General features: G+C 64.6%; 11 protein-coding genes. 3 read left to right on the forward strand and 8 right to left on the reverse strand.

Going from position 1 to position 13,271, the window contains the following annotated elements; genetic code table 11:
* Window positions 1-19: 19 nt before the first annotated feature.
* The 5 genes from ggt to ACN0X7_RS03105 all read right to left on the reverse strand — a co-directional run bounded on the left by ggt (window position 20) and on the right by ACN0X7_RS03105 (window position 6,787).
* Window positions 20-1,612 carry a gamma-glutamyltransferase gene (gene ggt / locus ACN0X7_RS03085; RefSeq protein WP_417513996.1) on the reverse strand — a complete coding sequence of 531 codons (1,593 nt, stop codon included), beginning with the start codon at window positions 1,610-1,612 and terminating at the stop codon, window positions 20-22.
* Between the two features lie 69 nt (window positions 1,613-1,681).
* Window positions 1,682-3,937 (reverse strand): response regulator, encoded by a 2,256-nt coding sequence (locus tag ACN0X7_RS03090; protein ID WP_417513998.1) that lies wholly within the window; start codon window positions 3,935-3,937, stop codon window positions 1,682-1,684.
* 321 nt (window positions 3,938-4,258) lie between these two features.
* Complete coding sequence (locus ACN0X7_RS03095; protein WP_417514000.1) at window positions 4,259-5,773, reverse strand: YifB family Mg chelatase-like AAA ATPase; 1,515 nt, start codon at window positions 5,771-5,773, stop codon at window positions 4,259-4,261.
* A 62-nt stretch (window positions 5,774-5,835) separates the two neighbouring features.
* Window positions 5,836-6,234 carry a hypothetical protein gene (locus ACN0X7_RS03100; protein ID WP_417514002.1) on the reverse strand — a complete coding sequence of 133 codons (399 nt, stop codon included), beginning with the start codon at window positions 6,232-6,234 and terminating at the stop codon, window positions 5,836-5,838.
* A 166-nt stretch (window positions 6,235-6,400) separates the two neighbouring features.
* Window positions 6,401-6,787, reverse strand: a complete 387-nt coding sequence (locus ACN0X7_RS03105) for a hypothetical protein (RefSeq protein ID WP_417514004.1) — start codon at window positions 6,785-6,787, stop codon at window positions 6,401-6,403.
* Window positions 6,788-6,947: 160 nt separating this feature from the next.
* Between ACN0X7_RS03105 and ACN0X7_RS03110 the strand changes: the two genes are divergently transcribed.
* Window positions 6,948-7,742 (forward strand): enoyl-CoA hydratase-related protein, encoded by a 795-nt coding sequence (locus ACN0X7_RS03110; RefSeq protein ID WP_417514006.1) that lies wholly within the window; start codon window positions 6,948-6,950, stop codon window positions 7,740-7,742.
* A 4-nt stretch (window positions 7,743-7,746) separates the two neighbouring features.
* On the opposite strand, the gene ACN0X7_RS03115 is transcribed toward ACN0X7_RS03110, so the two are convergent.
* The 3 genes from ACN0X7_RS03115 to ACN0X7_RS03125 all read right to left on the reverse strand — a co-directional run bounded on the left by ACN0X7_RS03115 (window position 7,747) and on the right by ACN0X7_RS03125 (window position 10,816).
* Window positions 7,747-8,568 carry a glucosaminidase domain-containing protein gene (locus ACN0X7_RS03115; protein WP_417514008.1) on the reverse strand — a complete coding sequence of 274 codons (822 nt, stop codon included), beginning with the start codon at window positions 8,566-8,568 and terminating at the stop codon, window positions 7,747-7,749.
* Window positions 8,569-8,610: 42 nt separating this feature from the next.
* Window positions 8,611-9,999: a glutamate--cysteine ligase gene (locus tag ACN0X7_RS03120; protein ID WP_417514010.1), complete on the reverse strand. Its 1,389-nt coding sequence runs from the start codon at window positions 9,997-9,999 to the stop codon at window positions 8,611-8,613.
* A 64-nt stretch (window positions 10,000-10,063) separates the two neighbouring features.
* Window positions 10,064-10,816 (reverse strand): 16S rRNA (uracil(1498)-N(3))-methyltransferase, encoded by a 753-nt coding sequence (locus tag ACN0X7_RS03125; protein WP_417514012.1) that lies wholly within the window; start codon window positions 10,814-10,816, stop codon window positions 10,064-10,066.
* Window positions 10,817-10,914: 98 nt separating this feature from the next.
* Here ACN0X7_RS03125 and ACN0X7_RS03130 point away from each other — a divergent pair, with 98 nt between their 5' ends.
* Window positions 10,915-12,087 carry an amidohydrolase family protein gene (locus ACN0X7_RS03130; RefSeq protein ID WP_417514014.1) on the forward strand — a complete coding sequence of 391 codons (1,173 nt, stop codon included), beginning with the start codon at window positions 10,915-10,917 and terminating at the stop codon, window positions 12,085-12,087.
* Window positions 12,088-12,134: 47 nt separating this feature from the next.
* A complete protein-coding gene (locus ACN0X7_RS03135; RefSeq protein WP_417514016.1) occupies window positions 12,135-13,232 on the forward strand; it encodes a hypothetical protein in 1,098 nt (365 codons plus the stop codon).
* Window positions 13,233-13,271: the final 39 nt, after the last annotated feature.

The raw sequence follows: 13,271 nt of genomic DNA on the forward strand, positions 1-13,271 counted from the left end.
CTCTCCGTGGTGGCGCGTATCAGTATCCCATCGCGCAGCCGTCCTTGCGCGGGTCGGATCCGGCAGCCAGCGTGCCGTTCGCATGGTCGATGCGGATCGCCTGCGCACCGCCCCAGGGCATCTCCGGCTCGTTCACCGGATGCCCCAGATCGGCCAGCCCCTGACGGACGGCATCGGGGACGGAGCGCTCGACATCCAGTTTGCCGCCGACATGGAAGGTGCGCGGACAGTCGATGGCTTCCTGCACGTCCATGCCGTAGTCGAAGATGTTGGTCAGCAGGTGCGCATGGCCGACCGGCTGATAGCCGCCGCCCATCACGCCGAAGCTGAGCTCGCAACGTCCGTCGCCCCCCAGCACCATCCCCGGAATGATGGTGTGCAGCGGACGCTTGTGCGGCGCGACGCAGTTGGGGTGGTCCTTGTCGACCACGAAACCCGCCCCGCGGTTCTGCAGCAGCACGCCCGATTTCGGCGCGGTCTTGCAGGATCCGAACGAGAAATACAGCGAGTTGATGAAGGATACCGCGTTCAGATCCCTGTCCACGACGGTCAGATAGACCGTGTCGCGATAGATCGGGCCGGTCGTCTTCGCCGGATCGGCCATCGCCTTGCTGAGCGAGATCCGGTCGCGCAGTTCGGATGCGAGTTCGTCCGAGAGCAGGTAATCGACCGGCACATCGGCCTGACGCGGATCGGCCACATGCTTGTCCCGTTCGGCAAAGGCGAGCCGGGTCGCCTCGGCCTCGATGTGCAGCCGCTCCACGCTGACCGGATCGTAGGCATTCAGATCGAAGCCTTTCAGGATGTTCAGCATCAGCAGCGCGGTGATCCCCTGCCCGTTCGGCGGAATCTCCATCACGCTGCGGCCCGCATACTCGCTGCTGATCGGATCGACGTATTCGCACTTCTGCGCGGCGAAATCGTCGATCGTGTGGACGGCATCGATCGAGTTCAGATAGCTGACGATATCCGAGACGACATCGCCTTCGTAGAATCCGGCGCGCCCCTTTTCGGCGATCTTCTTCAGCGTGCCGGCAAGTTCCGGCGACTTCCACACAGACCCGACGGCAGGGCTCTGGCCATTGTTCAGATATTGTGCCGCGGAATTGGCGTCGCCGCTCAGGCGGTCAATGTTGCGCGACCAGTCCACCGACACGCGCGGCGTGATGGCGAAGCCGTTCTCGGCATAGCTGATCGCGCGCTGCAGCACGCGATCGATGCCCATCGTGCCGTGATCGTCCAGCAGGCGGCACCACGCGTCGACGGCACCGGGCACGGTGATCGAATGGGGGCTTTCGAGACCAATCTGGGTGATGTTCTGATCCAGCAGGTGGTCCGCCGTCAGCTTGCCCGGCGCATGGCCCGACCCGTTCAGCCCGATGACCGGCCCCTGCCCGCCCTTCTGCAGCAGCACGAAGCAGTCGCCGCCGATGCCGGTGGACATGGGCTCGACCACACACTGTACCGCACAGGCCGCGACCGCCGCGTCGATGGCGTTGCCGCCCGCCTGCAGGATTTCCATCGCCGCAAGGGTCGAAAACGGATGACTGGTCGCGGCGGCACCATTGGTCGCGTGGACGACCGAACGGCCGGGCTGTTGCAGATCGCGCATGGACAAAAGCTCCCCAGGAAAACGAGTTCGTTTCCTATCACGTCGGGGACACGTCGGGGAAGCGCCGGTTCAGTCGCGCGGGCCTGCGCTGCGTCCCGGGCGCCAGTGTTCCAGCGCGCGATTCAGTTCGGCTTCATTGATGGGCTTGGCCAGATAGTCGTCCATCCCCGCATCCAGACACATCTGCTTGTCCTCGGCCATCGCGTTGGCCGTCAGGGCGATGATCGGCAGATCAAGTTCGCCGGCCCGGATCTCCCTGATCTTCCGGGTGGCCTCCAGACCGTCGACTTCGGGCATGTGGATGTCCATCAGGACCAGATCGAACTCGTCCTTTTCGGCGGCTTCTATGGCCTCGGCACCATTGACCACCGGGGTCACCTGATGGCCCTGCTTGCCCAGCAGCGCCAGCGCCAGCATCTGGTTGATCTCATTGTCTTCGGCCAGCAGGATCCGGAGGGGCCCTTCGGAAGCCTTGGCGGACGGCTGACCCGGACTCGGCACAGCCTCCGGCGCATCCGGTTCGATCTCGACTTCCGGCGCACTCACGATCTGGCGCTGCAGCGACAGGCGGCGGATCGGCTTGATCAGATAGGCGTCATAACCGGCATCCTTCAGGTCGTCGGTCTCGCCGCGCCGGGCGGCCGGGACCGAAACCACGAGGCGCGTGTCCGCGACTTTCTCGTCCGCCCGGACCCGCTCAACGAATTCATGGACCGGGATGTCTTCAAGCCCGCCGTCATACAGCACGGCGGTGTAGGGCGTACCGCTGGCCGCCGCACCGGTCAGCTTGGCCAGTGCCTCGGCACCGGTCTTGGCCACGTCTGCAATGCCCCCGGAATCGATGATGTGATCGCTCAGAACCCATCTCGAAATATGGTTTGCGTCGGCGATCAGCACGCGGGCATCCGTCAGCCGCGCGACAGGTGTGCTCTCCACCGCGCCCCGGGCATGTTTCAGCTTCACCTCGAACCAGAACGTGCTGCCCTTGCCGGTTTCCGAAATGATGCCGATCTCGCCATCCATCTTCTCGACGATGCGCCGGGTGATGGCCAGACCCAGACCCGTGCCGCCGTAGCGGCGGGAGACCGACGAATCGACCTGCGTGAACTCCTCGAACAGGGCACGCTGCTTGTCCTCCGGCACACCGATGCCGCTGTCGATCACCTCGACGCGCAGCTTCGCCATGCCGTCCTCGTCGCCCAGCATGCGCATGGCGATCACGACGCCGCCCTCGTGGGTGAACTTCACGGCGTTGCCGACCAGATTGACCAGCGCCTGACGCAACCGGCCCGGATCGCCGATCAGATTGCGCGGCACCGCCGGATCGATCTGGGTCGCCAGTTCGATTCCCCGCTCATAGGCGCGCGGGGCCAGCAGTTCCGCAATCCGCTCGGCCAGATTGGCGACATCCACGTCGATCTCTTCCAGTTCAAGGAAACCGGCTTCGATCTTCGAGAAATCCAGAATGTCATTGATCAGCGTGAGCAGCGACTGCCCGGACTCCTGCACCGCCTCGGCATAGTTCTTCTGCTCGGCCGTCAGCTTGGTATCCAGCAGCAGGCTGGTCATGCCGATGACGCCGTTCATGGGCGTGCGGATCTCGTGGCTCATGGTGGCGAGGAAGCCGGACTTGGCGCGATTCGCGGCCTCGGCCAGATCGCGCGCTTCCTCCAGTTCCTGTTCCTGCACCTTGCGATCGGTGATGTCCCGGCCGACGCGCTGAATCTCCTGGATGCGGCCGTCCGGATCCCGAAGTGCCACATCCTCCCACGATATCCAGCGATAGCCGTTGTCGGTCATGACGCGCTGGTCATAGACCGCGCGGTAGGGCGGCTGAAGCACCCGCTCCATGTCGAAACCCTCGGCCCCCTCGTCATCGGCGACCCGGGGCGAGAACACCTGCCCCACGGTGGCATCCCCGCCCAGCCCGAACGTGCGCGTCAGCGCCTCGTTGGCGAAGGTCAGCCGGCCCTGTGTATCCAGCCGCAGGATCAGGTCATGCTGGGTTTCGACCAGACCGCGATAGCGTTCCTCGTTCGCACGCAGCGTCGAGTTCATGTCGTTCAGCGCCTCGACAGTCTCCGACAGGCGATCGGCCATCTCGCCCATGCGGCGGGCCTGGACGTTCAGACGCATGTATTTCCGCCGGGCGTCCTCGATCAGGATGCCCATGATCAGGACCACCGTGATGACCAGCGCGCTGATGGACTTGGGACCGAGCGTGATTTCGGCTTCCCCGGCGAAGAGATCAGCATTGAATATCCACAGAATGACGCCAATACCAGCCACCGCCAGCAGCGGCGCGAAGTATCGCAACCGCCCCAACGAATGCCGTTGTCGCGTCCTTTCTGGTCCGATATCGATCACCCAATTCTCCGGTGACTAGAGCGTCCTGTTGAACAGTTGGACCGCAACGATTCAACCGAACGCAACGCGCTGCGGCTTCTGCCTGTCTTGAAACGCAACACGATGTGTCCGCAAAACCGCGTTCCGTTCCGGTCCGAATGGCAGAACCGTTTCATTTCGCCACCCGTCCGGCGGGCGACACGCCCGACCACGACCGCCCCTGCAATATTCATGCACTACATTGATAAATGATATGTAACTGCATGCAAACTGGCGAAAATGCCCGCGATCACAGGCGGCTCAGTTGACCGCGCCCCGGCGGCGGTAGGTCAGCGCCTCGGCGATGTGACCACGCTTCACTCCCTGGGAGCCGGCAAGGTCCGCGATCGTGCGCGCGACCCGGATCACACGGGTGTAGCCGCGCGCCGAAAGTTTCAGCCGGTCCGCCGCGTCGGTCAGCAGCGCCTGCGCTTCGGGCTCCGGCGTCGCGACCCGCAGCAGGGCCTCCCCATCGACCTCGGCGTTGGTGCGTCCGGCCATGTCCAGACGATCTGCACGTCCGGCCTGAATCCGCCGGGCGTCGGCGACCCGCGCCGCAACGGCTTCCGAGCCTTCGGCGGCGGGCGGCAGCGACAGGTCTGCGGCCGAAACGGCGGGCACATCGATCACCAGATCGATACGGTCGATCAGGGGTCCGGAAATCTTCGCCTGATAGTCGGCGGCGCAGCGCGGCGCGCGGCTGCAGGCACGTTCGGGATCGTCCAGATGACCGCAGCGGCACGGGTTCATCGCTGCGACAAGCTGCACCCGTGCCGGGTAGGTGACATGCGCGTTGGCCCGCGCCACGACGGCCTCGGCGGTTTCCAGCGGCTGCCGCAGCGCCTCCAGCGCCGGACGCGGAAACTCTGGCAGTTCGTCCAGGAACAGCACCCCGCGATGGGCCAGCGATATCTCTCCCGGTCGAACCTTCAGCCCGCCGCCGACCAGCGCGGGCGTCGAGGTCGAATGGTGCGGGTTGCGGAACGGCCGCCGCCGGCTGAGCTGTCCCCCGGTCAGTTCACCGGCCAGACTGCGGATCATCGAGACTTCCAGCGCTTCGGCGGGTTCCAGCGGCGGCAGCAGACCGGGCAGCCGCGCCGCCAGCATCGACTTGCCCGAGCCCGGCGGTCCCATCATCAGCAGGTTGTGCCCCCCGGCGGCTGCGATCTCCAGCGCCCGCTTGGCGCTTTCCTGCCCCTTTATGTCGCGCAGGTCGGGGCCGCCCGCATCCGTATCGACCGGGCCGGGCTGCGGGGACTGCAGGATCTGGGAGCCCTTGAAATGATTGACGATCGCCAGCAGGTCGCGCGCGGCAACGATATCGATATCGCCGGCCCACGCGGCCTCGCCGCCGCACTCTGCCGGACAGATCAGACCCATGCCCTTCTCGGCGGCTGCAACGCCCGCAGGCAGGACACCGGCAACGGGCGCGATCTGCCCGTCCAGCGCCAGTTCGCCAAGCGCCACGAACCGGGCCATCTCCTCACGCGGCAGCACATCCATCGCGGTCAGCAACGACAACGCAATGGGCAGATCGTAGTGACTGCCTTCCTTGGGCAGGTCGGCGGGCGACAGGTTGACCGTGATCCGCTTCGGCGGCAGGCCCAGGCCGATGGCGTCCAGCGCCGAACGGACCCGCTCCCGGCTCTCGGCAACGGCCTTGTCCGGCAGGCCGACGATGGTGAATGCGGCCATCTGCGGGGAAATCTGGACCTGCACATCGACGTGCCGGGCGCGAAATCCCTGAAAGGAAACTGTGGCGATACGGGCAACCATGATGGCCGCACATTAGCCCCGGAATTGCCGGAACGTAAACAGAACTTTTGCAGAGCCCACATTCAGGCGCAATTGCGCCTCATGCCCGCAGCGCCGAACCAGTCATACGCTTCGCCAGGTTCATCGAAAATCCGGTAGATCACGTTTGCCTGTTCGTTCTCGGCAACAGCTTCGTAGAGCCGCATCAGCAGGCGCTTGCTCTGGTCGCCCACGACAATCGCCGTATGGGGCGTACGGCGCGCGTCGGCGAAGTCGGATGCGCGGCGTGCAAGCTCGCGCATGTCCTCCAGCGTGATCGCGTTCATTTCCGCCTGCCGCAGATCCCAGAGCACGTACCTGGAGGGGGTCTGACGGAAATGCGCCGACGCCACGTCGATCAGTTCGGCAGCCTCCGGCATCCCGGTGACCCTGAAAACGACCAGATCGGATATCGGATCCTGGTGGACATTCACATCAGCCATACGTGCCCTCCCTTTCCGAACGGTTGCACAATTCCTTTGTGATACAATCAGAAAAAACGGGCGCTTGCCAGAGCCAACAACCGTCTGACTGCCATGATCAAATGGTGGTTCTGATGCGGCAGGAATCCGGTCGCACGGTCAGGGAACGACCGCACATGAGCCGGGATCAGCTCCCGCGTTCCTGATCGATCCATTCGACGGCGTCTTCCAGAGTCCCGAATATCCGATAGATCACCGGGGTCCCCGTGGATTCCGCCAGCGCCTCGTAGAGACGCACCAATGCGCGCTTTCCATCGTCATCGACAACCAGCGCGGTGCGGGGATCGGGCCGCGATTTCGAGACATCGGCCGAGCGCCTGGACAGCGCGTGCATGTTGTCCAGCCGTATGGAGCTCAGGTCCGCCTTGCGCAGATCCCAGATCGAACAGGAAGTCGCGTGATTCAGAAAATGGGCATCGCCGGCGGCGATGAAATCCTCGATCGTCAGCAACCCGATTGCGGTGAAGATGACCAGCTCGCGCGCGGCATCGTACTGGATGTTGACCGTTGACATTCTACAGGGACGGCTCCGTTCGATCCTGCCTGCTGATGGATACCGGGACGAAACTGAAGCTTTGGCAGGGGCATTTCAATACCTCAGTTCCGCGAGCGGACATTGCCGTCGCGTCCGTCTATGCTTGACGCGAATCCAATTGTCAGGAGCCTGTCCATCCATGTCCGAATCGCTCGTTCTCACCGACATTGACGCGCGCGGCGTCGCAACCGTGACCATCAACCGCCCGGCGGTGAACAACGCCTACAACAGCGAAATGATCAAGGGCCTGCTTGACGCTTTCGGCACACTGGCAGGCGACGATCGGGTGCGTCTGGTGCTGATCAGGGGCAACGGAAAACACTTCCAGGCCGGCGCCGACCTGAAATGGATTCTCGCCTGCCGGGACAGACCTGTCGCGGCGAACGTCGAGGTGTCGATGGACACCACCAACGCGGTGCGCGGTCTGGACGCTTTCCCCAGGCCGGTGATCTCGCTGGTGCACGGCGGGTGCTTCGGCGGCGGTACCGGCATCGTCGCGGCCTCTGATATCGTCATCGCCTCGGAGGACGCCATCTTCTCCATCACCGAGGCGCGCTGGGGTCTGATGGCCGGACCGATCATCCCGCAGCTTGTCGCCCGCATGGGCGCGAAGAACGTGCGTCGCTACGCCCTGACCTGCGAACGGTTCAGCGCGGCCAAGGCCCTGGAACTCGGGCTGGTCGACGAGGTCTGCGCCACCGGCGATCTGGATGCCACCGTGGCGCCGATGGTAGAGAACCTGCTGCACTGCCCGCCCGATGCGCTGGCCCAGACCAAGGCGCGCATCCGCCAGTTCGGCAACCTGCTGATCGATGACGATCTGGCGCACGACCTGGCCAACGAGCACGCGATGAAGCGCCTGACCGACGAGGCCGGCGAAGGCCTCGTCAGCTTTGTCGAGAAGCGCAAGCCGAGCTGGTATCCGGCGGCCTAGATGTTCAGCCCGGCTTCGGCACGCCCAGCATCAGGCTGCGATTTGCGCGGATCATGTTGCGGATTTCGCGCACATAGGCCTGGCCGCGTTCGGAATAGCGCGTTAGGCCACCGGCCAGACGGTTCGCATCCAGCCTGCGGCCGGCCAGACGCATCTTTGCGCGCAGTTTCCTGAGCGACGCATAGGCACCGACGGTGTTGATCGCGTGCAGATAGGCGCGAACGGAGGCGTTCACATTGGCATAGGCCGCCACCTCGTGGGTCTTGCCGACGGCGCGCCGTGCCGGAATGATCCCGCAGCCGGGCCGGAAACACCACATGCCGAAGATGTTGTTGCCCTGCCGCGCGAAGCGGGACTGGCCCCAGCTCGACTCGTTGGCCGCCTGCGCCAGCATCAGGGTCAGCGGCACGATATCGACCCGCGCCAGCAGCGCATCCCATTCGGTCCCCGTCCAGTCGATCCGATAGGTCCGCGCGACATCGGCGACCCACGCCGGCGTCTCGTCCGCCGCATGGGCCAGCAGCAGCTTCGCGCGCAGTTCGGCAATGCGGCCGTTCTCCTGGCGGATGACCGGGCGCAGCGTGTCGAAGAAGGTCTGCTTCTTCTCCAGCGTCGGCGTCTTCGGTGCGACAGCCATCTCCCGCCCCTTCACGATCGGCGCGGGCAGAAAATGCTTCGGGACCCAGCCGGCAGGCGGACGGCCCACATCATCCAGATCGTCAACCAGCGCAGGACTCTCGGGCGGATGATAGTGCCGCCAAGCGCTGAACCCCGTTGCCGCGAGGACGAACAGGGCCAGCAGCACGAGTTGGAAACGTTGGCTCATGGTGAGACGATGATGTGTCAGGCTGCCGCGTGCAAGAGGTGCCTAATACGCGTATTCGCTGAACACGCGGCTGACGTCGCCGTTCCACGGGCCGTGATACTTCTCCAGCAACTCGTCGGCCATGGAGCGGTTTTCGTCGACCATGTGGCGCAGGGTGCCGAGGAAATGCCGTTCGTCCTGGCCCATGCCGTCGATCTTCGCGCGGGCGGCAAGGCCCCTGTCGGCGATGGTGAGCATGTCGGCGGCGACGTCCCGGACGGTGCGGCCATCGGGCGTCGGGGTGGCAAAGCCCTGCTCCGGCACGGCATTGCGCAGGGCATCGACATCTGTGGCGCGCCATCCGCGGATCAGGTCCAGTGCCGCGTTCTGCGCCATCTGGTCGTACAGCAGCCCGACCCAGAGCGCCGGCAGCGCGCAGATCCGCGCCCAGGGGCCGCCATCGGCGCCACGCATCTCCAGGAATTTCTTCATCCGCACTTCGGTGAAGATGGTCGTCAGGTGATTGTCCCAGTCCTTCAGGGTCGGCTTGTGACCGGGATAGCCGGGCAGCCTGCCGTCCAGAAAATCGCGGAACGACTGGCCGGACGTGTCGATATAGCCCTGATCGTCCCGGTGGACGAAATACATCGGCACATCAAGGGCGTAGTCCACATAATGCTCGAAGCCGAACCCGTCCTCGAAGACGAACGGCAGGTTGCCACAGCGATCCGGATCGGTATCGGTCCAGACGTCGGAGCGCAGGCTGAGCTTGCCGCTCGGCTTGCCTTCCCTGAACGGCGAGTTCGCGAACAGCGCGGTGGCGATCGGCTGCAACGCCATGCCGATGCGGAACTTCTCGACCATGTCGGCCTCGGAGCCGAAGTCGAGGTTCACCTGCACGGTGCAGGTGCGGAACATCATGTCCAGGCCCTTGCCCCCCTTGGTCGGCATGTAGGCCTTCATGATGTCGTAGCGGGGCTTGGGCATCATGTCGAAATCGGCGCGCGTGGCAGTCGGGTGAAAGCCCAGCCCGATGAAGCCGACACCGATCTCGGCGGCAACCTCTTTCACCTGCGCCAGATGGGTGTTCACCTCGGAACAGGTCTCGTGCAGCGTATGCAGCGGCGCGCCCGACAGTTCGAACTGTCCGCCGGGTTCCAGGCTGATCGCCTGCCCGTCCATGGCCATGGCGATCGTGTTGCCCTTTTCCTGAAGGGGCTGCCAGCCGAAACGCTTCAGGCCTTCGAACATGGCGTGCACGCCGGACGGGCCGGCATAGGGGATGGGCTGCAGGGTCTTCAGATCGAAGCCGAACTTCTCGTGTTCGGTCCCGATGCGCCAGGTGTCGCGGGGCTTGGCACCGGATTCGATATAGGCGACCAGCTGGTCACGGCTCTCGACGATGGTCGATGAGAGGGCGCGCCCCTCCGCCGAGTCGATCATGGTCGACATTCCGTTGCTCCGTATTTCCTCACCCTGAGGGCCCGAACCTAGGGCGGATTCGAGCAAAAGGGAATCATTCGAAACCACCATCACCATTGCGCCAGTCGCCGAGGTGCGCCTGCCAGAGCGCGAGCGCGGCAAACGCGGCGGTATCCGCCCGCAGCAGCCGCGGTCCCAAACTGACCGGCACCGATTGCGGCAGCGCGCGGATCATCTGCTGCTCGGACGGGGAGAACCCGCCCTCGGGCCCGATCAGCACGGCCCACCTGCCACCCGGGCAGCACTGCGCGAGCGCCTCGGCGATGGGGGCGGCGTTTGCGCGCTCGTCGGCAAACAGCAATTGCCGGTCCTCCGGCCAGGCCGCGATCACGGTTTCGAGTTTCTGCGGTTCGTGAACGGTCGGCAGTGTCAGCCGCTCGCACTGCTCCGCCGCCTCGCGCGCATTCGCGGCCAGGCGTTCGGTGTTCACGCGACCGACCACCGTGCGTTCGGTCAGGACGGGCCGGATTTCCGATGCGCCGAGTTCACCCGCCTTCTCGGCGATCGTGTCCACCCGCTTGCCCTTGATCGGCGCGAACAGCAGCCAGAGATCGGGTTCTTCGGCCTGAGCGCGCACCTGATCCAGCAGCGCGACATCGACCCGGCTCTTGGAGACATGATCGATGGCCGCGCGCCATTCCCCGTCGCGGCCGTTGAACAGTTTCAGGGTCGCGCCATGACCCAGCCGCATCACGTTGCGCAGATAATGCGCCTGATCCTTCTCCAGCGCGATCTCGCCACCTGCCTTCAGGTCGGTATCGACATGCAGACGCGGTTCCGTAGCCATTCCGGCGCTCCCTGCCCTGTGCGTTCAGCCATTCTCAGCGGTCAGACGATGACCTATTGTACCTGGCCGACAGACGCAACGACCGGGGAGACATCACGATGCCATATGCCGAGGGACGCACCTATCATGACGCCGACGCGCACATCATGGAAACGCCGGACTGGCTGAGTGAATTCGCCGACGATGCCACCTGTCAACGCCTGAAGGACATCTTTGTCGGCTCGGTCGCGCCGGGCGAGGACGAACGCATCGCCGAGGATCTGGCCCTGCATGGCGACGCCGATTATCGCGCGCAGGATGAAGCCGAACTGATGAACCGCAAGAACTGGAAGGCCATCGGCGCAACGCTGAAGGCCGACCGGCCCAAGGCACTGGACCTGCTGGGGTTCGCGTCGCAACTGGTCTTCAACACCTTCACCAATGAACCGCTGCAGCGCGCCGAGCATGACGACGATGCGGACTTCGCCTACGGCATGGCCGAGGCACACAACCGCGCGATGCTGGATTTCTGCGCCGTGGACAAGCGGCTGCTGTCGACCTGCTATGTCCCGCTGATGGACCTGGAGCGCGCGCCGAAGGTGGCGCGCGCGTTGTTGCGCGATGGCGCGGACTCGCTGCTGATTGCCGCCGCCTGCCCGAAGCATCACAGCCCCAGCCACATCGCGCTGGACGCCGTCTGGGCGCAGGCCGAGGAAGCCGGCATCCCCATCGTCTTCCACGTCGGTTCGGGCGGAAACTTCTTCGACCGGACCTACTTCCAGAACGGCCTGCCGATGGAGCCCGACTTTCACGGCGGGGCGGAGAACTTCCGCTCCATCGACTACATGGCGATCCCGAACCCGATCCAGCAAACGCTGGCAACCATGATCCTGGACGGCGTGATGGAGCGCTTCCCCGACCTGAAGTTCGGCGTCATCGAACTGGGCGCGAGCTGGGTACCAAGCTGGATGAAATACATGGACTCGGCCTTCGAGGCCTTCCAGCGCCACGAGCAGCGCCTGAAGAACCTGCCCATGCGCCCGTCCGAATATGTAAGGCGTCAGGTGCGCGTCACCCCCTACCCGACCGAGGACGCGGGCTGGATCGCCGAGCAGGCGGGCATGGAAGTGCCGCTGTTCTCGTCGGACTATCCACATGTCGAGGGCGGCCGGAATCCGCTGGGCCGCTTCGAGAAGTCGCTTGAGCATGCGTCCGACGCCGTGAAGGACCACTTCTACGAACACAATTTCGCCGACCTGATGGGCGCGTCCCTCCGCCGCGCGCTGGGTTGAGGATCAATCCGGTTCCTGTCCGGCTGATCAGCCTTGTGTTGCTATGTTTGCTGCTGTCCGCGTGCGGCGAGGACGAAGGCAGCTTTTCGCAGCACCCGGGTTTTGCTGCCTACTACGCCGCGAACCCGCGCAGCGATGCGCTGCCGGATGCGGGCGGGCAGCAACTGCTTGACCGTTATCGGCCGCGCCTGTTCGTTGGGCCGGCGCAGGAAGGCCCCATCGGCTTCTATGCCGACTACATCGCCCACGGCACATTGACCCTGGGCGATGGCACCACGGTCGAACTGGTCGACCGCGACATACTGAACGCGGCGCGCGATGATCCGTACGCCCAGTTCGATCATGATCCGCCCCCACAGTCCGACCCTGTACCGGTGGCCTATGGACGGATTGACCAGTTCGAAGATCCTTCAGGGCGCATGATGACGGCCCTGACCTATCATTTCGTGTTCCGCTATTCAGGTCTGGTTGCGGGCCTGCCCTGGTGGAAGGAGTGGCCGGCGCGGATCCTGTCCGACCCGGACGACTGGCACCAGTTGGACCACTACACCGCCTTTCGGCTGATCCTGCACGATGACCGACCGGTCGCGGTCTGGATGCAGCAGCACAATTTCATGCGGACCCATCTGATCGGCGAAACCGTCGACTGGCCGGACGACGACCGCTTCAGGATCGTCGCAGCGATCCGGTCCAACGAACTTTACACCTATCGGCCGGGGCGGACAGCGCACCGCGCCATCAGCTTCCCGACCGAGGACAATCTGCGTTACCTGATCGTTGGCGGCGATCCGCCGATGACGGGCGGCCATGACATCACCGAACCCGTGACCGAAATCGACTACAGGATAGAGTTTCTGCCACCGTCGGACGCGTTCTACAGCTTTCAGGGACGGCTGGGCGAGGAGCGTCTGATCTGGCCGCGCAGCGGGCCGCCGGGCGCGGACTACAACACGCTGCCGGCCTTCAAACCGCTGTGGCGGCAACTCGCCGGCGGCTACTTCCGCGATGGCGATGAAGGTGACCTGAAACGCCTCGGCGGTATCCGGTTCGAAGCGACGGGCGGGGAAGTCGAAGCGCAGGCCGCGATTCTGGCACACAATATCGGATGCCTGATACGCGACCGGCAGGACTGTGACTTGCGCTGACGTTGGGTTACCATGGCGTTTCAGAGTTCAGGGAGAGAA

The organism is Minwuia sp. (assembly GCF_048263705.1).
Classification (GTDB): Bacteria; Pseudomonadota; Alphaproteobacteria; order Minwuiales; family Minwuiaceae; genus Minwuia.